The 21726-nt window shown below is 69.0% G+C and carries 21 protein-coding genes; 5 read left to right on the plus strand and 16 right to left on the minus strand.

What is annotated here, in order from left to right; all coding sequences use genetic code 11:
• Nucleotides 1-16: 16 nt before the first annotated feature.
• The 5 genes from A5753_RS21085 to uvrC form a co-directional block, all read right to left on the minus strand.
• Nucleotides 17-1411, minus strand: a complete 1395-nt coding sequence (locus tag A5753_RS21085) for a wax ester/triacylglycerol synthase family O-acyltransferase (RefSeq protein WP_067133156.1) — start codon at nt 1409-1411, stop codon at nt 17-19.
• Between the two features lie 65 nt (nt 1412-1476).
• Entirely contained in the window at nt 1477-2454 is a 978-nt protein-coding gene (gene whiA / locus A5753_RS21090; RefSeq protein ID WP_067133159.1) for a DNA-binding protein WhiA, read from the minus strand.
• Nucleotides 2451-3512, minus strand: coding sequence for a YvcK family protein (locus A5753_RS21095; protein ID WP_156656188.1), 1062 nt, complete (start codon nt 3510-3512; stop codon nt 2451-2453). The genes whiA and A5753_RS21095 overlap by 4 nt, the downstream gene beginning before the upstream one ends.
• Nucleotides 3513-3520: 8 nt before the next feature.
• Nucleotides 3521-4441, minus strand: a complete 921-nt coding sequence (gene rapZ, locus A5753_RS21100; RefSeq protein WP_067132863.1) for an RNase adapter RapZ — start codon at nt 4439-4441, stop codon at nt 3521-3523.
• Nucleotides 4438-6381, minus strand: coding sequence for an excinuclease ABC subunit UvrC (uvrC, locus tag A5753_RS21105; protein ID WP_067132866.1), 1944 nt, complete (start codon nt 6379-6381; stop codon nt 4438-4440). Before uvrC ends, rapZ begins: the two co-directional genes overlap by 4 nt.
• Before the next feature lie 89 nt (nt 6382-6470).
• On the opposite strand from uvrC, the gene A5753_RS21110 reads away from it, so the two are divergent.
• The gene (locus A5753_RS21110; RefSeq protein WP_067132869.1) at nt 6471-6680 is read left to right on the plus strand and encodes a hypothetical protein; all 210 of its coding nucleotides are present in this window, start codon (nt 6471-6473) and stop codon (nt 6678-6680) included.
• A 96-nt stretch (nt 6681-6776) separates the two neighbouring features.
• Here the strand turns inward: A5753_RS21110 and A5753_RS21115 are convergent, their stop codons facing one another.
• Genes A5753_RS21115 through A5753_RS21130 form a run of 4 tightly spaced genes read right to left on the minus strand, consistent with a single transcriptional unit; the run spans nt 6777 to nt 9684 of the window.
• Nucleotides 6777-7445 carry a hypothetical protein gene (locus A5753_RS21115; RefSeq protein ID WP_067132872.1) on the minus strand — a complete coding sequence of 223 codons (669 nt, stop codon included), beginning with the start codon at nt 7443-7445 and terminating at the stop codon, nt 6777-6779.
• Nucleotides 7446-7463: 18 nt separating this feature from the next.
• Complete coding sequence (locus A5753_RS21120; RefSeq protein ID WP_067132875.1) at nt 7464-7931, minus strand: PH domain-containing protein; 468 nt, start codon at nt 7929-7931, stop codon at nt 7464-7466.
• Nucleotides 7928-8410, minus strand: a complete 483-nt coding sequence (gene ribH, locus A5753_RS21125) for a 6,7-dimethyl-8-ribityllumazine synthase (RefSeq protein WP_067132878.1) — start codon at nt 8408-8410, stop codon at nt 7928-7930. The genes A5753_RS21120 and ribH overlap by 4 nt, the downstream gene beginning before the upstream one ends.
• Nucleotides 8407-9684, minus strand: a complete 1278-nt coding sequence (locus A5753_RS21130) for a bifunctional 3,4-dihydroxy-2-butanone-4-phosphate synthase/GTP cyclohydrolase II (protein ID WP_067133162.1) — start codon at nt 9682-9684, stop codon at nt 8407-8409. Before A5753_RS21130 ends, ribH begins: the two co-directional genes overlap by 4 nt.
• 600 nt (nt 9685-10284) lie before the next feature.
• Here A5753_RS21130 and A5753_RS24095 point away from each other — a divergent pair.
• Nucleotides 10285-10659, plus strand: a complete 375-nt coding sequence (locus tag A5753_RS24095; protein WP_082971418.1) for a hypothetical protein — start codon at nt 10285-10287, stop codon at nt 10657-10659.
• A 58-nt stretch (nt 10660-10717) separates the two neighbouring features.
• Here the strand turns inward: A5753_RS24095 and A5753_RS21140 are convergent, their stop codons facing one another.
• Nucleotides 10718-11323 (minus strand): riboflavin synthase, encoded by a 606-nt coding sequence (locus tag A5753_RS21140; RefSeq protein WP_067132884.1) that lies wholly within the window; start codon nt 11321-11323, stop codon nt 10718-10720.
• 118 nt (nt 11324-11441) lie between these two features.
• Between A5753_RS21140 and A5753_RS21145 the strand changes: the two genes are divergently transcribed.
• The gene (locus A5753_RS21145; RefSeq protein WP_067132887.1) at nt 11442-12149 is read left to right on the plus strand and encodes an LppX_LprAFG lipoprotein; all 708 of its coding nucleotides are present in this window, start codon (nt 11442-11444) and stop codon (nt 12147-12149) included.
• Nucleotides 12146-13726, plus strand: coding sequence for an MFS transporter (locus A5753_RS21150; protein WP_067132890.1), 1581 nt, complete (start codon nt 12146-12148; stop codon nt 13724-13726). Before A5753_RS21145 ends, A5753_RS21150 begins: the two co-directional genes overlap by 4 nt.
• Here the strand turns inward: A5753_RS21150 and ribD are convergent.
• The 4 genes from ribD to fmt all read right to left on the minus strand — a co-directional run bounded on the left by ribD (nt 13723) and on the right by fmt (nt 17914).
• The gene (gene ribD, locus A5753_RS21155; RefSeq protein ID WP_067132893.1) at nt 13723-14748 is read right to left on the minus strand and encodes a bifunctional diaminohydroxyphosphoribosylaminopyrimidine deaminase/5-amino-6-(5-phosphoribosylamino)uracil reductase RibD; all 1026 of its coding nucleotides are present in this window, start codon (nt 14746-14748) and stop codon (nt 13723-13725) included. The genes A5753_RS21150 and ribD overlap by 4 nt on opposite strands.
• The gene (gene rpe, locus A5753_RS21160; RefSeq protein ID WP_067132896.1) at nt 14745-15443 is read right to left on the minus strand and encodes a ribulose-phosphate 3-epimerase; all 699 of its coding nucleotides are present in this window, start codon (nt 15441-15443) and stop codon (nt 14745-14747) included. The genes ribD and rpe overlap by 4 nt, the downstream gene beginning before the upstream one ends.
• Nucleotides 15444-15515: 72 nt before the next feature.
• Nucleotides 15516-16865, minus strand: coding sequence for an RsmB/NOP family class I SAM-dependent RNA methyltransferase (locus A5753_RS21165; RefSeq protein ID WP_156656190.1), 1350 nt, complete (start codon nt 16863-16865; stop codon nt 15516-15518).
• Nucleotides 16866-16966: 101 nt separating this feature from the next.
• Nucleotides 16967-17914, minus strand: a complete 948-nt coding sequence (gene fmt, locus A5753_RS21170; protein WP_067132905.1) for a methionyl-tRNA formyltransferase — start codon at nt 17912-17914, stop codon at nt 16967-16969.
• Nucleotides 17915-18098: 184 nt separating this feature from the next.
• On the opposite strand from fmt, the gene A5753_RS21175 reads away from it, so the two are divergent.
• Nucleotides 18099-18926, plus strand: coding sequence for a class I SAM-dependent methyltransferase (locus A5753_RS21175; protein WP_067132908.1), 828 nt, complete (start codon nt 18099-18101; stop codon nt 18924-18926).
• A gap of 143 nt (nt 18927-19069) precedes the next feature.
• Here the strand turns inward: A5753_RS21175 and A5753_RS21180 are convergent, their stop codons facing one another.
• Together A5753_RS21180 and A5753_RS21185 are read right to left on the minus strand one after the other, a co-directional pair.
• Nucleotides 19070-19555, minus strand: a complete 486-nt coding sequence (locus A5753_RS21180; protein ID WP_067132911.1) for a MarR family winged helix-turn-helix transcriptional regulator — start codon at nt 19553-19555, stop codon at nt 19070-19072.
• Nucleotides 19556-19683: 128 nt separating this feature from the next.
• Complete coding sequence (locus tag A5753_RS21185; RefSeq protein WP_197694762.1) at nt 19684-21696, minus strand: primosomal protein N'; 2013 nt, start codon at nt 21694-21696, stop codon at nt 19684-19686.
• Nucleotides 21697-21726: the final 30 nt, after the last annotated feature.

Here is a 21726-nt window from a genome sequence, read left to right on the forward strand (position 1 = left end):
CCAGAGGCACTCGCCCCTAATCGCTCTCGCGCGCCGCGGCCTTCTCTAGGTCGGTCAACGCCGGCTCGATCCGATCGGCCATGTCGTCGATGTCGTTGGCCACCTCGGGCGTCGTCACGAAACCGAAGTCCAGGTAATCGGTGTAGGAGAAGCAGGTGATGTTCAGCGCAACGTCCATCACCGGCGGTCCCAGCGGCACCAGCGAATCCAGTTTCGCGCCGGCCATATACAGCGGGAACGACGGGCCGGGGACGTTCGAGACGACCAGGTTGATCGGGGCGAGGTTTCGCGACAGGCCGCTGGCCGTGTAGGCCCGTGCGGCCAGGTGCAACAGTCCCGGCGGCGTCGTTTCGGTCAGCCCCATGATCTGATGCGCCGACAACGCCTTGGCCATCAACTTCGCACTTCGCGTGCTGTCGTGGATGACTCGCAGCCGCTCGCCGGGGTCCTCCACATCGGTGGCAAGGGACACCGTCATCGAACCCACCTTGTTGCCGACGTCGTCCTTGTTCTCATCGGTACGGGTGGATACGGGGATCTGCGCAATGAGCGGTTTGGCGGGCAGCTCGCCGCGCTTCTGTAAGTAGTCCCGCACGGCGCCGGCCACTAATGCCAGCACGACGTCGTTGAGCTTGACGCCGTACGCGTCCTTGATGACTTTGGCGCGCGCCAGTTCGACGCGGCAGCCGGTGATGCGCCGGTGCGGCGAGACCGAAGCATTGAACCGGGTTTTCGGCGCATCGAAGTAGCGCGACGGCTTGCTGCGCACACCCAGGGCAGCGACCTGCTGTCGCACGGTCTGCTCCATCAGCCGAGCGATGCGGAACGGCGTCTTGACACCAACATTGATAAGCGCGCCGACGGCGCGCCGTTCCAGCCCCGGCAGTTTGAAACCCACCAGCGATCCGACCGTTTCCTGTTGCGGCGCACGCGGTTCCGGCGTGACGTCCAACAGAATCTCACCCAGGCCGGCGCCCGAGACCCCGTCGACGATAGCGTGGTGCATCTTGGTCAGCGTGGCCATCCGGCCACCCTCGACGCCCTCGATCACCCACATCTCCCACAGCGGCCGGGAGCGGTCCAGCTTGTAGGACATCAACCGGCCCACCAACTCCTCGAGCTCACGGCGACCGCCCGGCGCGGGAACGCCAATGCGGCGGACGTGGAAGTCCACGTCCAGCTCTTCGTCTTCGACGAACCAGGGCCGATCCAGGCCCAGCGGCGCGCCGGTGACCCGCCAGCGCAACTGAGGTACCTCAGGCAGGCGCTCGATCAGCAATTGACGCAGGCGTTGAAAGCTGTACTCGGAGCATTCCTTCGGGTCGCAAATTGCCAACGCCCCCACGTGCATGTGCCAGCCCGCGGTTTCCGCCGACCAAAACGCCGCATCGACACTCGAAAGCCGTTTCATCACCTGACCGTAACCCCCCCACACCCGTCCTCACCAGCAAATGCTCCACATTTGGCGGGACGCGATCAGGCGTCCTCCAGCAAATCCGGCGTGACCGCCGACTCGGTGTCGGGAATGCCCTCGACCTTCGCCTTGCGATCGGCCATCGACAACAGCCGCCGAATACGGCCCGCCACAGCATCTTTCGTCATCGGTGGGTCGGCGAGGCGGCCGAGCTCCTCCAGCGATGCCTGCCGGTGCTCGACGCGCAGCTTCCCGGCCGAGGCCAGATGGTCCGGAACGGTGTCGCCCAGGATCTCCAGCGCCCGCTCCACCCGGGCCGCCGCCGCCACCGCCGCCCGCGCCGATCGGCGCAGGTTGGCGTCGTCGAAGTTGGCCAGCCGGTTGGCGGTGGCCCGAACCTCGCGCCGCATCCGGCGCTCCTCCCACACCAGCCGGGTGTCCTGGGCGCCCATCCGGGTGAGCAGTGCGCCGATCGCCTCGCCGTCACGCACCACCACCCGGTCGGCGCCGCGCACCTCGCGGGCCTTCGCGCTGACACCGAGCCGCCGCGCGGCGCCCACCAGCGCCAGCGCCGCCTCGGGGCCGGGGCAGCTGACTTCCAGCGCCGACGAACGTCCCGGCTCGGTCAGCGACCCGTGCGCCAGGAAGGCTCCTCGCCATGCGGCTTCGGCATCGCCCACGCTGCCGCCCACCACCTGCGCGGGCAGACCGCGAACCGGGCGGCCGCGATTGTCGAGCAGGCCGGTCTGGCGGGCCAGCGCCTCACCGTCATTGGCCACCCGCAAGACGTACCGGGTGCTCCTGCGAATCCCGCTGGCCGACAACACATGCACGACGGCGTTGTATCCGTAGAGTTCGAAGATGTCCTTGCGCAATCGCCGCGCGACGTTGCCCAGGTCCACCTCGGCCTCGACCACGACGCGGCCGCCGACGATGTGCAGCCCGCCGGCGAACCTCAGCAGGGAGGTGACTTCCGCCCGGCGGGCGCTGACCGATTTCACGATGAGGCGGCTCAGTTCGTCCTTGACTTCGGTCGTCATCGCCACGCGTCATCACCCCTTGGTCCACTGCCGGCCGGCCCATCCCCGGCTTGTGGGCTTGCACCGTCCACCCGAATATCCGCGGTGGCCGTCACCGAAGACGCTCCCGGAGCTTTACGGGCCGCCCGGACCCCGTCCAGGGCCGCCGCGAGCTTGCCCGGATCATGTAAAGGTGTACCAGGTCTGGCCACGTCGGCGAAGTGGACCTCGGCCGAAAGCAGCGTGGCGGTGCGGCGCAGTTGATCGCGTTCGCGCTCACTGGGCACCCGTTCGGCGTCGATGATGATGTCGTGCACGCTGAATTCCGGTGCGTGCTGCGCCAGCACGTGCAGATGACGCTCGACGGAGAAGCCCGCGGTCTCCCCCGGCTCGGCCACCAGATTGAGCACCAGGGCGCGCCGCGCGGTGGTCGTCCGCAGCGCCGCCGCCAATCCGGGCACCAGCACATGCGGGATCACGCTGGTGAACCAGGAGCCAGGGCCCAGCACCACCAGATCGGCGGCCATGATGGCGTCGACGGCCTGCCGCGTCGCCGGCGGGTTGTCTGGCAGCAGCCGCACGCGGCGCACCTTGCCCGGTGTGGTCGCGATCGCCACCTGGCCGCGGATCAGCCGGAACATCCGCGGGTCGCTTTCCAGACCGGAGACGTCGGCCTCGATCTGCAGCGCGATCGGGCACATCGGCAACACCCGACCCTTGACGCCGAGGATGCGCCCCAGCTCGTCGAGTGCGGCCACCGGATCGGCCAGCACTTCGGATAGGCCGGCCAGCAACAGGTTGCCGATCGGATGCCCGGCCAGGGCGCCGCTGCCGCCGAACCGGTGCTGCAGAATGGTCGCCCACAGCCGCCCGTGCGGGCTGTCAGATGCCAAGGCGGCCAACGCCATTCGTAGATCGCCCGGCGGCACGACGTCCAGTTCGCTGCGCAGCCGGCCGGAGGAACCACCGTCGTCGGCGACGGTCACGACCGCGGTGACATGGGGAGTCAGCCGACGGGCCGCCGACAGCGTCGCGTACAGGCCATGTCCGCCGCCCAGCGCGACGATGCCCCGGTTCACCGGCTCGGTCATTCGCGGCCCAGATCCCGGTGCAGCACCCGCACCGACAGTTGCGCTTCCCCCTTTTTGGCGTTCAGCAACTGCATCAACGCCTCGGCGATCGCGACGCTGCGATGCTTGCCGCCGGTGCAGCCGATGGCGACCGTCATATAGCGCTTGCCCTCCCGGCGGTAGCCGTCGACGACCAGGGATAGCAATCGATGGTAGGCGTCAAGGAACTCGGCCGCGCCGGGCTGGCTCAACACGTAATCCCGCACCGCCGGGTCCTGCCCGGTGCGTGGACGCAATTCGTCGACCCAGTGCGGGTTCGGCAGGAACCGCACGTCCATCACCATGTCGGCGTCCATCGGCAGGCCGTACTTGAAGCCGAACGACTCGACAGTGACGCTGGTGGTCGCGGCGGCGGCACCGCCGAATGCCCGCTCGATGGTCTCGCGCAGGCCGCGCACCGACATCGTCGAGGTGTCGATGATCAGATCCGCAGTGGCGCGAACCGATGCCAGCATCCGGCGCTCGGCGGCGATCCCCTCGGCCAGGGTCTGATCACCCTGCAACGGGTGGCTGCGACGATTTTGTTCGTAGCGGCGCACCAACATGTCGTCGGATGCTTCCATGAACACCACGCGCGGGGCGATGTTTCGGGTGGCGAGCTCGGTGCGCACCGAGTCCAGGTCGCCGGTGAAACCCCGCGACCGTACGTCCATCACCACCGCCAGCTGGGTGATCCGCGAGCCGGCGGCCAGACCGAAATCGACCATCCGGGTGATCAGCTGCGGGGGCAGGTTGTCGGCCACGTACCAGCCGAGGTCCTCGAGCACCTTGGCCGCGGTACCCCGCCCGGCGCCGGATAAGCCCGTCACCAGAACGACGTCGATACCGGCCGGGGCGTCCACCGAGTGACTGCTTGCGAACTCACCTTGGCCCGTCATGGGGCGGGCTCGGACTGTTCCGGTCGCAGTGCCTCCAGGACGGCGGTGGCGGTTGCCACCCCGATGCCGGGAACCGCGGTGATCTGGTCGACGGTGGCCTCCTTGAGGCGGGCTATCGATCCGAAATGGGTTACCAATGCCTTGCGCCGATGTTCTCCCAATCCTGGCACCGAATCCAGCACCGATGCCGTCATTCGCTTGGATCGCTTGCTGCGATGGTAGGCGATCGCGAACCGGTGCGCTTCGTCACGGACGCGTTGCAGCAGATAGAGCCCCTCGCTGTTGCGCGGCATGATGACCGGGTCGGGCTCCGAGGGCACCCACACCTCTTCCAGCCGCTTGGCCAGGCCGATTACCGCGACGTCGGTGATGCCGAGTTCCTCGAGCACCGCGCTGGCCGCATTGACTTGTGGCGCACCGCCGTCGACGACGTACAGATTCGGCGGGTAGGCGAAGCGGCGAGACTTTCCTTCCGGCGAAAGCATATTCGGGTCGTTTTGTTCACTGAGGTGCCGCGCGAAGCGGCGGCGGGTCACCTCGGCGATGGAGGCGACGTCGTCGGAGCGCCCCTGTCCGGCGGCTTCCCGGATGCCGAAGTGCCGGTAGTCCGATTTGCGCGGCAGACCGTCCTCGAACACCACCAGCGACCCCACCACGTCGGTGCCCTGCACGTGGCTGATGTCCACACATTCGATGCGCAGCGGCGCGTCGGACAAGCCGAGGGCTTCCTGGATGTTCTGCAGCGCAGCGGATCTGGCGTTGAAATCACCTGCCCGCCTCAGCTTGTGTTGTTGCAGGGCCTCTTTGGCGTTGCGCTGCACTGTTTCGGCCAGCGCGCGTTTGTCGCCGCGCTGGGGCACCCGCAGCGCCACCCGGGATCCGCGCAGAGCGGACAGCCAACTGGTCAGCTCGCCAGCGTTGGACGGCAGGCAGGGCACCAGCACCTCCCGCGGCACCGGGTTTACGGATTCGTCTGCGGCACCGCCCAATTCGGCCTGCTCGCCGTAGAACTGCGTCAGGAACTGCTCGACCAGCTGTTCCTCACCGGAATCACCGGGATCCGCGGACTTTTCGACGATCCAGCCGCGCTGGCCGCGGACCCGGCCGCCGCGGACGTGGAACACTTGCACCGCGGCCTCGAGATCGTCGTCGGCGAACGCCACCACGTCGGCGTCGGTGCCGTCGCCGAGGACGACGGCCTGCTTTTCCATCGCCCTCTTGACCGCGCCGAGGTCGTCGCGCAGCCGAGCGGCCCGCTCGAAATCGAGCCGCTCGGCCGCGGCGTTCATCTGCTGTTCCAGTTCCCGCGCGAACCGGTCGGTCTTACCGGACAGGAAGTCGCAGAAATCCTCCACGATCTGGCGATGCTGCTCCGCGCTGACCCTGCCGATACACGGCGCCGAGCATTTGTCGATGTAGCCGAGCAGGCAAGGACGGTCGATCTGCTTGTGTCGCTTGAACACTCCCGCCGAACAGGTGCGAGCCGGAAACACCCGGGTGAGCAGATCCAGCGTTTCCCGGATGGCCCAGGCGTGCGAGTACGGCCCGAAATATCGCACCCCTTTGCGGCGGGGGCCGCGATAGACCATCAGCCGCGGGAACTCCTCGTTGAGGGTCACCGCCAGCACCGGATAGGTCTTGTCGTCGCGATAGCGGACGTTGAACCGCGGGTCGAACTCTTTGATCCAGTTGTATTCGAGCTGCAGCGCCTCGACTTCGGTGTTGACCACCGTCCACTCGACCTTGGCCGCGGTGGTCACCATCTGCCGGGTGCGCGGGTGCAGGCTGGAGATGTCGGCGAAGTATGACGTCAGCCGGCTGCGCAGGCTCTTGGCCTTGCCGACATAGATGACTCGCCCGTGCGGATCCCGGAATCGGTAGACGCCGGGCTGGACCGGGATGGACCCGGGCGCGGGGCGGTAGGTGGCGGGATCGGGCACAGATCCAGGCTAGTAGCCGCCCGCGCGGTGCCGAGAAAGGCGGGGCGCGTGCGGGTGCCGGTCTACTGTGGTGCATACCGGTCGCCACGATGTTTGGGGGGATTACCGTCGATTCCTCGCTAGCCAGGTTGCTGCAGCCCGTCGGCGTCGACACCTTCCTCGACGAGATCTGGGCGACGAGGCATCACCACATGGGTCTGACCACACTTACCGGCGCCTCCTTGGACGACAGCCCGAATCTGCCGCTGCTGCCGAGCAGCTGGAGCCCGGATGCCGAAGAAGGAACGACCGGCGGTTGACGTCGCGCCACCAGCGGCCAGACCCGCTGCACGCGCTCGAGCGCAGCCGGAGGGTCGAGCGGGCGCTGACTCGCCCGCCGTGGGCCGGCCAGGTTTTCAGGCGGTACGCCCGCTGATCTGCGCAAGGCGTTTCGACGTCCAGTCCGCCATGGGGAACCCGGGCTTGGCGTCACAGGCCGACAGCAACAGGACAACTCGCGGCAGGGCCGCCAGCCCGTAGTCACAGATCCAGCCCGGCTGGGTCATGGTCCACACCACGGCGGTGCGCGACGAGGTATCGACGTCGCTGAGGTGCATCGACGCTGACTGTCCGTCTCGGCTCACCCCGACCGCTTCGCGGCGGCACTGGGCGATGGCGATGAAACCGTCGACCACCACGCGTTGGACGTCCAGCGGGTCGCCGTAGAGGTCGACCGACTCGCCGTAGGTTGCCGGACCGGCGAAGCGGTAGGCGGACTCGGCGTGCTCGGATGCGCCGGGCGGCCGCAGGGGCGAGTTCTCGAACAACACTGCCGCTTCGCAGTTCGGGGGCTGGGCCGTGACGAAGTAGTTGTCGCTTACCGGAATCGGGGTCGCCGCCCCGAAAGGCGTGTCGTCCCCGCTGTGTAGCAGCAGGTCTTGCGCGCGGACCTTCACCGGCGCGGACGGCGCTGCCCCTGACTGACCGGACGCCCGGACCGCCCGTCCCCCCACCACAACGCTGCACCCACTGAGCACCAGCATGGCGACGACGGCGAGCGCGGCGACCCGTGCCTGAAGTGCCATCGGCCGATGGTACAGCGTTCAGTGGGTCGGCAGGTCCGGTCGATAGCGCGCCAGCAGCGAGCGCACCGTATCCATGGCGTCCACGGCGCGGCCCTTGTCAACGGCCTGGATGGCCATCACCGGGATGTACTCGTCATCGGGTAAGTCGATTCGCGCCCATCGGTGGCCCACCGGGAACGACACGCCCGCGACATCCGGCCATTCGATCAGCTTGTCGCCCAACAGGTTCCGCACCGAAACACCGGCCGGCCCCACTCGCAGCCGCGGGCGCGCGAACAACAGGACGACGCCGGCGACGACCAGACCGAGCGCCGCGATCGCCACCTGATCGGAGGTCTGAAAGACCACCCCGGTGGAGCCCACCTTGAGCAGCAGGCCCACCACGATGTGCGCCGCGGCGATGAGAAACGCCGCCCCATAGGCGAATAACGGTGTGCGATGGGGACGCAACACCGCATCCCAGGTCTCGCGGTCCGGCGACGTCACGACCGGGCGCGCAACTCACGCAGGGTGAGCGCGGCGGACAGGGCCGCCGCGGCGGCCTGGGCCCCTTTGTCCTCGGCCGACGCGGGGAGCCCGGCCCGATCCAGGGCCTGCTGCTCGTTGTCCGTGGTCAGCACGCCGTTGGCGACCGGGGTCGAAGCGTCCAGTGAGACCCGGGTCAGACCCTGGGTTACCGCATCGCAGACGTACTCGAAATGCGGTGTCTGCCCGCGGATCACGACGCCCAGCGCGACGACGGCATCGTAGTTTCGGGCGAGTTCCTGTGCCACCACTGGGATTTCGATCGCACCGAGCACGCGGACCACCGTGGGGTCATCGATACCCGATTCGGCGGCGACTTTGCGTGCGCCGTCGAGCAGCGCGTCGCAGATCTCGCTGTGCCAGGTGCTTGCCACGATGCCGAGCCGCACACCAGAAGCGTCAAGCGCCGGCATCTCCGGCACGCCGGCGCCACCACTCACAGGGCACCGCCGAATTCACCTGGCAGATGGACGGATTCGTGAAAGTCGTCCAGCCCGGCCAGGTCGTGGCCCATCTTATCCCGCTTGGTCATCAGGTAACGGATGTTCTCCGCGTTGGCGCGCACCGGTAGCGGCACGCGCTCGATGATGTGCAGGCCGTACCCGTCCAGCCCGACCCGCTTGGCCGGGTTGTTGGTCAGCAGCCGCATCGAACGCACCCCGAGGTCCACTAGTATCTGTGCACCGATACCGTAATCCCTTGCATCAGCTGGCAATCCGAGCTTGAGGTTGGCGTCGACGGTGTCTTCACCGGCATCCTGCAATTGATAGGCCTGCAGCTTGTGCATCAGCCCGATGCCGCGGCCCTCGTGGCCGCGCATGTACAGCACGATGCCGCGTCCCTCGCGGGCCACCATCGCCATCGCCGCATCGAGCTGGGGCCCGCAATCACAACGGCGCGAACCGAACACGTCGCCGGTCAGGCATTCGGAGTGGACGCGCACCAGCACGTCGTCACCCTCGGAGTTGGGCCCGGCGATGTCGCCGCGCACTAGCGCGACGTGCTCTACCTCTTCGTAGATGCTGGTGTAGCCGATCGCACGAAATTCCCCGTGCCGCGTGGGGATCCGGGCCTCGGCGATCCGAGCGATGTGCTTTTCGTGCTTGCGTCGCCACTCGATCAGGTCGGCGATGGTGATCATCGCGAGGTCGTGTTCGTCGGCGAAAACCCGCAGTTCGTCGGTCTGGGCCATCGAGCCCTCGTCCTTTTGGCTGACGATCTCGCAGATGGCGCCCGCGGGCTGCAGCCCGGCCAGCCGGGCGAGGTCGACGGCGGCCTCGGTGTGACCCGGACGGCGCAACACGCCACCGTCCTTGGCGCGCAACGGAACCACGTGGCCCGGCCGGGTGAAGTCGTCGGCGACGCTGGTGGGATCGGCCAGCAGACGCATGGTGGTCGCGCGGTCCGAGGCGGAGATCCCGGTGCCCACGCCTCGGCGCGCGTCGACCGTGACGGTGTAGGCGGTGCCGTGCTTGTCCTGATTCACCGCGTACATCGGCAGCAGCCCCAGCCGGTCACAGATCGCACCATCCAGTGGCACACAGAGGTATCCCGAGGTGTAGCGCACCATGAACGCCACCATCTCCGGCGTCGCCTTCTCGGCGGCGAAGATCAGATCGCCCTCGTTCTCGCGGTCTTCGTCGTCGATGACGATGACGGCCTTGCCGGCCGCAATGTCGGCAACCGCCCTCTCGACGGAGTCCAACCTCGTCATTTTTGCTACCTCGCCGTTCCCGCTGCCCGGCGGGAACACTGTCGAAAACGGCACACACGAGAAGCCCACGTGTTGCATTCAGTATGAACCACCGGGGCGGCCCCGTTATTGCCGCGGCTCGATCAGCGGGACGGCCCCGGAAGGCGTTGCACAGCCGGTCAGGTTGGCGGTGCCGACGGCCTGACCACTTCTGATGACCGTGCACTCATCGGGTTGCCGCAACCCCGACAGCGGCGCGGTGCCGGGCAAAGGCTTGTCACCGCGCGCGCCGGATCCGTAATCGTTGCCGGGATCACACTTTTCGCCACTCCCGACACCGGTTCGAGCGGCCGGGCCGAGGACGACGAGGTCCCGTTTTCGCCGCAGAAATTGGCAATCTCGCCATTCACCCGAGAGACCTCCCGCAAAACAGCACACCCGCGTCAAGAATGGTTCGCTCGGCCGGCGATACCGTCACTTAGTGCCAAAAATATGTCCATGAAAGGGTCGTATACGCCGGAACCCTTTGCATCAGATATGTGTTCGCTGTGCTCAATATTTGACGTGGGCAAACGCAAAAAACGGGTTTGCCGTGCATTACCACGGGGAATTTAAATCCGTATGAATACCAACACTCAAACACAGCTATGGGCCCGCCTGTGTACCGGCGCGCTGGCGGCCGGCGGCCTGGCCATGTCCGCCCTCGGTCTGTCCTCGGGCACCGCTGCCGCGGCGCCTCCGCCTGTACCTATGTATCACCACCACTGGTGCCCAGGAGAGCAGTGGGACCCGGGCTGGGGCCCATACCAGAACTGGAACAACTGCCGTGACTGGGACGACAACTACAACAACGGCGGCCCGGCAGGCTACGGGGCTCCGCCGTGGGCGGGACCACCGCCACCGCCCCCGCCGTGGGCGCCGTGGGCTCAGATCGTCTGGGATCCCGGCATGAACCACTGGGGTTACTGGGAAGGCCCCAACTGGCGCCCGGTCTAATCGCCCGGGCAAATTTGCTGATATCAGCGGGCCGCTGCCGCGGCGCCACACGCCGCGGCTAGCGTCCGGCTTGCATCAGCCGCTCTACATATTTGGCGATGACGTCGACCTCGAGGTTCACCGGCGTCCCGACTGGAGCGCGACCCAGGGTGGTCAATTCGCGGGTGGTGGGTATCAATGAGACTTCGAACCAGTCCCCCGGCGGGTCGCCGAGCGCGGACACCGTCAACGAAATCCCGTCGACGGTGATCGACCCCTTCTCCACGACGTAGCGGGCGACCTCGGCAGGCATCTCGATTCGCACCACTTCCCAGTGCTCGGACGGTGTCCGGGCCACGATGCGCCCCGTCCCGTCGACGTGCCCCTGCACAATGTGCCCGCCCAGCCGGCTGTCGACGGCCGCGGCGCGCTCCAGGTTCACCCGGCTGCCGACCCGCAATTCGCCCAGGTTGGACCGGTTGAGCGACTCGGCCATCACGTCGGCGGTGAACTGACCGCCGGGCAGCAGTTCGGCGACGGTCAGACAGACGCCGTTGACGGCAATGGAGTCGCCGTGGCCGGCATCGGCCGTCACGACCGCGCCGCGGATGGTCAGCCGCGCCGCGTCGGAAAGGACGTCACGAGCAGTCACCTCGCCGAGTTCCTCGACAATCCCGGTAAACATCCCCTTAGGCTAATTACGCCTCACGAAGACTGATGAACAGGGCAAAGACCGCGACCCAAGCGACACCGGCACCCCGCGTTCACCAGAGCAGTCACCGGCACCCTCTACGATGCACAGTATGCAGACCCGCCGCCGTCTATCGGCCGTCATCGCATCCCTGACCCTCGCCGCCACCTTGATCGCCGGCTGTTCGTCCGGCTCCAAGCAGAGCGGCGCCCCTCTCCCCGACGCCACGACCTTGGTCAAGCAGTCGGCCGCCGCTACCAAGAACGTGAAGAGCGCGCACCTCGTGCTGAGCGTTCAGGGCAAGATTCAGGGGCTACCGCTCAAGACGCTGACCGGTGACCTCACTACGGCGCCCGCCACCGCCGCATCGGGCAACGCGACGATCACCCTGGGCGGGTCCGACATCGACGCCAACTTCGTGGTGGTCGACGGAACCCTGTATGCCGCCCTCACCCCGAACAAGTGGAGCGACTTCGGCAAGGCGTCCGACATCTACGACGTCTCGGTGCTGCTGAACCCTGACACCGGGCTGGGCAACGTGCTGGCGAACTTCAGCAACGCCAAGGCCGAGGGCCGCGACAACATCAACGGGCAGAACACGGTCCGGATCAGCGGAAACGTCTCCGCGGACGCGGTGAACAAGATTGTGCCGCAGTTCAACGCGACGCAGCCGGTGCCGAGCACGGTGTGGATCCAGGAGAGCGGTGACCACCAGCTGGTCCAGGCCAATCTGCAGAAGAGCTCGGGCAACACCGCCCAGATCACCCTGTCCAACTGGGGCCAGCAGGTTCAGGTCACCAAGCCCCCGGTGAGCCAGTGACCGCGGAGACCGAAGCCCAAACCGGGCACCAGACCGGACGCCGCGTAGCGATCAGCGCGGGTAGCCTCGCGGTCCTGCTGGGCGCCCTGGACGCCTATGTCGTCGTGACGATCATGCGCGACATCATGACCGACGTTCACATCCCGATTAACCAGCTGCAACGCATCACCTGGATCATCACGATGTACCTGCTGGGCTACATCGCCGCCATGCCGCTCCTGGGCCGCGCTTCCGACCGATTCGGCCGCAAGCTGGTGCTGCAGGTCAGTCTGGCGCTGTTCATCGTCGGCTCCGTGGTCACCGCGCTGGCCGGCCATTGGGGCGATTTCCACCTGCTGGTCGGTGGCCGCACCATCCAGGGTGTGGCCAGCGGCGCCCTGTTGCCGGTCACCCTCGCGCTGGGCGCCGATCTGTGGGCGCAGCGCAACCGCGCCGGTGTGCTGGGGGGCATCGGTGCAGCGCAGGAGCTCGGCAGCGTGCTGGGCCCGCTGTACGGGATTTTCATCGTCTTCCTGACCCACGACTGGCGCTACGTCTTCTGGATTAACGTCCCGCTGACCCTCATCGCGATGGTGATGATCCAGTTCAGCCTGCCGTCGCATGAGCGGGTCGAGCAGCCCGAAAAGGTCGACCTGGTCGGTGGTGTGCTGCTGGCGGTCGCCCTGGGCCTCGCCGTGATCGGTCTGTACAACCCGCAACCCGACGGCAAGCAGATCCTGCCGAGCTACGGGTTGCCGCTGGTCATCGGTGCCGTCGTGGTGGCGGTGCTGTTCCTGCTCTGGGAGCGCTTCGCGCGCACTCGGCTGATCGAGCCGGCGGGCGTGCACTTCCGTCCGTTCCTGGCCGCGCTGGGCGCCTCGCTGTTCGCCGGTGCCGCGCTGATGGTGACGCTGGTCGATGTGGAGCTGTTCGGCCAGGGCGTGCTGGGACAGGACCAGGCCCAGGCCGCCGGACTGTTGCTGTGGTTCCTGATCGCATTACCGATCGGGGCGGTGATGGGCGGCTGGATCGCCACCCGGGTCGGCGACCGGATCATGACCTTCCTGGGGCTGCTGATCGCCGCCTACGGGTACTGGCTGATTCACTTCTGGCGTCAAGACGTGATGAACCAGAAGCACAACATCTTCGGGGTGTTCAGCGTGCCCGTACTGCACGCCGACCTGCTGGTGGCCGGCATCGGCCTCGGCCTGGTGATTGGGCCTCTCACCTCCGCCGCGCTGCGCGTGGTGCCGTCCGCCCAACACGGCATCGCTTCGGCGGCGGTGGTGGTGGCCCGGATGACCGGCATGCTGATCGGTGTGGCCGCGCTCAGCGCGTGGGGCCTCTACCGGTTCAACCAGATCGTGGCGAACCTGACCGCCGACATCCCGCCCGACGCCACCCTGCTGGAGCGGATCGCCGCGCAGGGCACGCTTTACCTCAAGGCCTTCGCCCAGATGTACGGCGACATCTTCTTGGCCACCGTCGTGATCTGTATCGCGGGTGCGCTGCTGGGCCTGTTGCTCGGCGGGCGTAAAGAGCACGCCGAAGAGCCGGAAATCCCCGAGCCGGAGGCGGTCCCCCTGGGTGAGCGCTAGCCGCTACGTGGCACCAGGCTGAGCACCAGGTCAGGTCCGACCCGGTCGACGCCGTCGAACTGCCAGCGCAGCGCCCGCGCGATCGTGGTGACCCCCACGTCTTCGACCGCGGTGACGGGGCCGCCCAGCAGGGTCGGCGCGACGTAAGCCAGAATCCGGTTGACCACCCCGGCGCGCAAGAAGGCGCCGGCCAATGTGGGGCCGCCCTCCAGCAGCACATCGGTGCGGTCCGACACGGCCTTGAGCACCTCTAGCGGGTCGTGCGTTCGGATCAGCATGGTCCGCGAATCGTCGTTGAGAACCTTTGCCTCCGAGGGTATTTCACGCTTCCCGACGACGACTCGCAGCGGTTGCCGGTCGGCCAGTGAACCGTCGGGCAGCCGGGCGGTCAACGCCGGGTCGTCGGCCAGCACGGTGCCGGTCCCGACCACGATCGCGTCGGCGGCCGCGCGGCGGCGATGCAGGTCGAGCCGCGAGGCCTCGCTGGAAATCCACTGGCTGGAGCCGTCCGCGGCCGCGCTGCGGCCATCGACGCTGCTGGCGTATTTCCAGGTCAGGTGCGGAAGGCCGGTCCGTTGCTTGTGTAGCCACTCGCGCAGCGGGCCGCCGGTCACCGCGTCGGCCAGCACGCCGGAGGCCACCGCCACGCCGGCTTCCTCCAGGCGGGCCGCTCCACCGGCGGCCTTCGGGTTCGGGTCGGCGACGGCGAACACCACGGTGCCCACCTTGGCGTCCAGCAGGGCGTTCACGCACGGCGGGGTTCTGCCGTAGTGGTTGCACGGCTCGAGGGTGACGACGACGGTGCCGCCGGCCGCCAGATCACCGGCCCGCCGCAACGCCAGGATTTCAGCGTGATCGCCACCGGCCGGCTCGGTGGCGCCGACTCCCACCACGTCGCCACCGGCGTCCAAGACGACTGCCCCCACCGGCGGGTTCGGATACGTGGTCCCCTTGACATGATTGGACTGGTCGATCGCCAGGCGCATCGCGGCGTCAAGGCTGTCGCCCGGCGGAACCGTCATCGACGCAGGTGCGGGGATGCGGCGGCGGCCTGGCGCCGCAACGCGTCGATCGCGACCTCCGGGTCATCGGCGCCGTAGACGGCCGACCCGGCGACGAAGCAATCGACGCCGGCCTCGGCGGCCTGCTCGATGGTGTCCTCGTTGATGCCACCGTCGATTTCGACCAGGATCGTCAGCTCCCCCGCCTCGATGAGCTTGCGCGCGGTGCGCACCTTGCTCAGCACTTCGGGGATGAAGCTCTGGCCACCGAAGCCGGGCTCCACCGACATGATGAGCAGGGTGTCGAACTGCGGCAGGATTTCGAGGTAGGGCTCCAGCGGGGTTCCCGGCTTGACGCTGATGCCCGCCTTGGCGCCGGCGGCTCGGATATCGCGGGCCACCGCGATCGGATTCTGGGTGGCCTCGGCGTGGAAAGTGACGTTGTAGGCACCCGCCTCGGCGTACGGCGGCGCCCAGCGGTCGGGGTCCTCGATCATCAGATGGCAATCCATTGGGATGGTGGTGGCGGCCAGCAAGCTCTCCACCACCGGCAGCCCGAGGGTCAGATTCGGCACGAAGTGGTTGTCCATCACGTCGACGTGCAACCAGTCGGCGCCGGTCACGGCGGCGGCTTCGTCGGCGAGCCGGGAGAAGTCAGCGGAAAGGATCGACGGCGCGATCAGAGGCCCCTTCAACGGTTCCGTATTGCGAGGCATGAGCGCCAGACTACTGAGCCGCGCGGCCCCCTTCACATCCGGCGCGTCCCGCTGCACAACCGCGCGGCCGCGCTACCCCGCCTCGCGGCGTAGCGCGACCGCGAACATCGCGTCGGTGCCGTGCCGATGCGGCCAGAGCTGCACGTGCGGCCCGTCGCCCAGGTCGGCGACGGGCGCGAACATCGGCCGGGTGTCCAGCGCGCTCACCGGGTGGCGGCGCAGCGCGTCGGCGACCACGCCGACGGTTTCGGCCAGGTGTGGCGAGCAAGTCGCGTAAAGCACCACACCGCCGGGACGGGTCAGCGCAATCGCGGCGCCCAGCAACTCGCGTTGCAGCTTGGTGAGCGTGGGCACGTCGGTGGGTTGACGCCGCCACCGGGCCTCCGGCCGGCGGCGCAGCGCCCCCAGACCGGTGCAGGGGGCGTCGACGAGCACGCGGTCGAAGGTCGGTTCCAGATCCGTGTGTCGCCCGTCGATGCGCAGCACGTCCACCGGCAACCCACGGGTGTTCTCGGCCACCAGGTCTGCGCGGCGCGGCGCGGGTTCTACCGCCGTAAGCCGGAACCCGGACTCCGGGTGCTGCTGTACGCCCAGCGAGGCCAGCAGCGCCGTCTTGCCACCCGGCCCGGCGCACATGTCCAGCCACCGGCCACCGTCGCCGTCGACGGGCGCAAGAGTCAGCGCCCGGGCCACCAGCTGACTGCCCTCGTCCTGGACCAGCGCGACGCCGTCGCGCACCGGCGCCAGCCGCCCGGGATCACCGCCCGCCAGGTACACCGCGTACGGCGAATAGCGGCCGACCGTCCCGCCGACCGCGTCGGCCAACTCGGCGGCGGTCAGAGCGCCGGCGCGGGCGGCCAGATGCACCTGAGGGCGTTCGTCGTCGCTGGCCAGTATCGCGTCGAGTTCGGTGGCGGCGGCACCCAGCGCATCGGCGAAGGCCTGGGCGATCCACCGGGGGTGGGCGTGCACAAAGGCCGCATGCCCGATCGGATCCCGCGCCCGGTTCGGGGCGAGCTCGGCGACCCAGGACTGCTCGTCGCGCAAGGAGATGGCGCGAAGCACTCCGTTGACGAAACCCGCTCGCGCCGAATCGAATTCGATACCGGCCTGCTCGACGGTGGTGGACACCGCGGCGTGCGCGTCGACCCGGGTGCGCAGCAACTGATACGCGCCGAGGCGCAGCAAGTCGAGCAGCACCGGATCGATGGCTTGCGGCGAGCGCCCCGCGGCCGCGCCGATGACCGCGTCGAGCAGGCCCCGGGTGCGGCAGGTGCCGTAGGTGAGCTCGGTGGCGAACGCCGCGTCGCGGCCGGTGATTTCGCGTTCTCGCAGCAGCGCGGGCAGCGCCAGGTTCGCGTAGGCATCGCGCTCGCTGACCGCCCGAAGCACGTCGAAGGCGGCGGCGCGGGCCGGGTCCAGCGGGCGGCGTGGTGGTCGACGGTCCCGTTGCTGGGGCCGGCGGTCGCGCTGCTGCGGCTTGCGTTCCGGCCGGCCGCGCTGCGCCCTGTCGCGCCCGGTGCTCACGTCGCCCGCACCGCGGGGCCCAGCCGGGCGCCGCGCGCCCAGTCGACCGCGTTCATGAATTTCTTTCCGGGCGGCTGAATTTGGTCTAGCCGTACCGGGTCGGAACCCGTGCCGATCCAGACGCCCTTGCGATCGGCGTGAATAGCGCCGGGCGGCAGGGATTCTGATGGCCCGGGCAGAGCGGGGTCCTCGGAAACATGCACCGGCCCAAGTTTGACGCGCAGATCGCCGATCAGCGTCCAGGCGCCGGGATTGGGCGTGACGGCGCGGATGCGGCGCTCGACCGCCAGCGCAGGCAGGTCCCAGCGCACCCGGGCCTGCTCGACGGTGACCTTGGGCGCGATGCTGACCCCGTTGGCGGGTTGCGGCACCGGCGTCAGCGTCCCGTCGGCGATGCCGTCCAGCGTGGCCGACAACAGCGCCGCGCCCGAAACAGCCAGGCGCCCAAGCAATTCCCCGGCGGTATCGGTCGGCCGGATCGTCTCGGTCACGACCCCGTAGATCGGGCCCGAGTCCAGGCTCGGCTCGATCTGAAACGTCGTAGCGCCGGTGATGCCGTCGCCCGCGGCGATGGCCGCCTGCACCGGCGCGGCGCCGCGCCAGGCGGGCAGCAGCGAGAAGTGCAGGTTGATCCAGCCCCGCGGCGGCACCGCGAGCAGGCCGTCGCGCAGCAGCGCGCCATAGGCCACTACGGCGCAGCAGTCGGGCGCCAACCGCGAAAGCTCCGAGACGAATTCTTCCGAGTTCGGGCGCGACGGCCGCAGCACCGGGATGCCGCGGTCAAGTGCTTCGCGGGCCGCCGGTGACGGCTCTGGCTTGCCGCGCCGTCCGGCGGCGGCGTCGGGCCGGGTCAGCACCGCGATCACCTCGTGCCGCGGTGAGTCGATGAGACGGCGCAGTGCGGGTAGCGCGGGTTCGGGGGTTCCGGCGAAGACGATGCGCACCGGCCCAGTCTAGGAAGCGGCATGCGCAGGCCGGACCCGCCCGAGCCTGCGAAATGTGCGTGCGTATACTATTGCCTATAGCTATTATTTCTAAAAGCCATTAACGAACGGTGGGAACCCCACCGCGCACTCACGTCGACAACGAGGTCGAAGGCCACCCTTCCCCCCTCTCAAGGAGGTCCGCATGACCCTCGACGCTCCGATCAACGACGCATCAGTGGCCGCCACACATCGCACGGTATGGGCGCTGGGCGACTACGCCCTGATGGCCGAGGAGGTGATGGCTCCCCTCGGCCCCGCCCTGGTCGAGGCCACCGGCATCCGTCCGGGCCTGCGGGTCCTCGATGTCGCCGCCGGCTCCGGCAACATCTCGCTGCCGGCGGCCGCCACCGGCGCCGCCGTGGTTTCCACCGACCTCACCCCGGAGCTGCTGCGGCGATCGCAGGCCAGGGCGAAGTCGCGGGGCTTGACGATCGACTACCGGGAGGCCAACGCGCACGCGCTGCCGTTCGGCGACGGCGAATTCGACGTGGTGATGTCCGCGATCGGCGTGCAGTTCGCCCCTGACCAGCCGCGCGCCGCCGCCGAGCTGGTCCGGGTCTGCCGGCCGGGCGGCACGATCGGCGTGATCAGCTGGACCCCCGAAGGATTCTTCGGCCGGATGCTTGCCACCATTCGGCCCTACCGGCCGAGCCTGTCGCACCCCGTGCCGCCGGCGGCGCTCTGGGGGCGCCCCGGCTATGTCGCTGCGCTGCTCGGCGAGCAGATCGACGACATCACCACGACGCGAGGCATGTTGGCGGTCAACAGGTTCGACAGCGCCGAGGCCGTGCATGCGTACTTCAAGCACCACTACGGCCCGACGATCGAGGCGTACGCGAACATCGGCCACAACCGGGTGCTGACGGCCGAGCTGGACGCCCAACTCGTCGAACTTGCGCAGGACCACCTCGCCAACGGCGTCATGGGCTGGGAGTACCTGCTGGTCACCGCCCGAAAGCGGGGCCACTAGCCGGCACCGCCGCGCTCGCGATCGCCACAAGCCCGATGGCGGCGACCCGCTTCGCCCGGCACCGCCGCGCTCGCGATCGCCACAAGCCCGACGGCGGCGACCCGCTTCGCCCGGCACCGCCGCGCTCGCGATCGCCACAGTCGCTACAGGTCGATCTCGGCGTCCAGGTGGACGTCAGGCTCGCCGCCGGCGGCGGTGAAGGCCGTCAGGGCCCGGACGAGCCCATGCCGCTCCGGCGGGGGCATCTTCGCCACGATGGCAGCGATCTCGGCGCGTCGGTGCGCGGTGACCTGGTGGACGACGTCGCGGCCGCGCGTGGTGAGGGCGGCGAGCAACTCGCGCCGCGAGGTCGGATGCGGCAGGCGGTCGATCAGCCCGGCGGCGACCAACCGGTCCACCATCCGGCCGGTGGCCGACGGCTGCACACCCAGCAGACCCGCCAGCGTGGCCAGGTTGACCGGACCTCGATTGGACAGAATCACCAGCGTCCGGAACTGCGGGATGGTAATGGTCTCGTCGACCTGCCCGACGGAGCGAGCCGAGATGGCAATCAGCAAACGGGAGGCCGTCAGTAGCGCATCGGTGATGACGTCCAACGATTCGTCAACCGCGGTGTGATCCGCTGACATAACGCCCCTCTCCGGATGGTTTCCGGCCTTTCGGCGGCTAAGGATTAGAAAGTGTAGCAACACTCTAATGTCGTAAGAAGAGATTATTGCATACGCATATTGTCGCCTACGGTAATAGTTGGCGAAGGTTAGCCGATGTGCCGCGGGTCGATCTGCACCCGGGCCGGCTCATGGGTTTGGCGGGCGCTGAGCACGCTGATGCCGCGCCGCAACGCAGCCGCGAGCGACAGACCCTGCCGGCGGGGCACACGCACCAGCATTCGCGTCACGGGAGCGCCGGCGGGGGTTCCGGCCGGGCGGCGCACGCCGGCCGGAAGGTCTACCGGCCCAAGCAAATCCGCGTCGAGCGACTCCCGATCGGACAGCCGGGCCTCGTCTAGCAGCGCCGTCACGGCGCCGGCCGTCCCGTCGACGGCCGCGATATGCACGCTGGGCGGCAGACCGACCTCGGCCCGAGCGGTCACTTCGGCCTCCGCATGACCCACGGGATCCCAACGAATCAGCGATTGCACTGTGGGAAGCGATGATTCGGCGACGATCATCACCACACCGCCGTCGCCACGGGCGCGCACCAGCGCCGCGGCGGTCATCCAGCGCCACAACGCGTCCTCGGCCGCCCGCAGGTCTTGGCGGCCCAGCAGCGCCCAGGTGTCCAACAGCAGCGCCGCACCATAACCGCCGGACGCCCGCGGTTCGGCGCCCGGGGTGGCCACCACCAGGGCCGGACCGGTCGCGACCTCGGCCACGACGCCGTCGCCCGACGACGTGATCACCGCCGTGCCCGGAAACGCGCGGCCGAGTTCTTCCGCGGTGCGGCGCGCGCCGACGACGACGGCGCGCACCGCGTCCGATCCGCAGCGCGCGCACCGTCGTGTCGCGTCGACGCGGCCGCACCAGCGGCACAGCAGCGCGGCGCCGCCCTCCTGCAACGACAGCGGGCCCGTGCAGTGCCGGCAACGGGCGATTGTGCGGCATCGCGCGCAGGCCAGCGCCGGGATGTACCCGCGACGGGGCACCTGCACCAGCACCGGCGCCCCGGCCTGCAGCGCCGAACGGGCGGCGCGCAGCGCGATGGACGGGACACGGGCCGTGCGCGCCGCCGGGTCGCGCTCGTCGGCGTAACCGGTGTCGTCCAGCGCGATCACTCGCGGCGTGCGGGCGCGCACCACGGGCCGCGCGGCCACGATGTCGTGCGCCCAGCCGCTGCGCACCAGCGCGTGAGCTTCGGCCGTGCGCGCGTAGCCGCCGATCAGCGCCGCGCACCGGGCCTGATGCGCGCGCAGCATCGCCACCTCTCGAGCATGCGGATACGGCGCGCGCGGCTCGGCCAGGCTGTCGTCGGCGTCGGCCCACACCATGACCAGCCCCAGATCGCCCAGCGGTGCGAACACCGCGCTGCGGGTGCCGATCACCAACCGCGCGGAGCCGCGCAGCGCCGCCAGCCACCGCCGGTACCGGGCAGCCGGCCCCAGGCCGGCCGACAGGGCCACCACGCTGTCCTCGTCGATCCGCGTCGTCGCGGCCTGCCACAGTGCGTCCAGGTCGCGCTGGTCGGGAACGATCGCCAGCACCGAGCGGCCGGTCCGCACCGTCTGCGCGGCGGCGTCGGTGAAGCGCTCCGTCCACGGCGCGCCGGGAAGCGCCTGCCAGACGGCCCGGGCCGCCCGCGATTCGGCCAGGGCGGCCAGGAACTGAGCGCCCCGGCCGTAGCCGCCCCAGCCCGACGGATCGACGGGCCCCGGGGCCGCGGTATCGCGACTGACCCGGGGTTCCCGCTCCACCCTGGCGTGCCGGGCCGGCACCGCCAGACGCAACACGTCGGGGCGGGTGCCGGCATAGTGCGCGGCCACGGCGTCGACCAACCGGCGGATTTCCGGGGTGAGCACCGGTTCGGCCGACACGACGCGATCCAGCCAGCCCAGTTTGCCGGGGTGATCAGTGTCGTTGCGGCGCTCCAGCACGAACCCGTCGACCAGCCTGCCGTGGAAGCGCACCCGCACCCGCACCCCGGGCTGGGCATCGTCGGACTGTTCAGCCGACACCAGATAGTCGAATTCACGGTCCAGATGCGGCACCGACAGCATCGGCAGCACCCGGGCGATGGGCTCCACCTCGACGGGCGTGCGCGCACTCGGACTCACCGCGTCTCCGGACCGCGAATCATGTTGTCA

Source organism: Mycobacterium sp. 852002-51971_SCH5477799-a, assembly GCF_001667145.1.
Taxonomy (GTDB): domain Bacteria; phylum Actinomycetota; class Actinomycetes; order Mycobacteriales; family Mycobacteriaceae; genus Mycobacterium.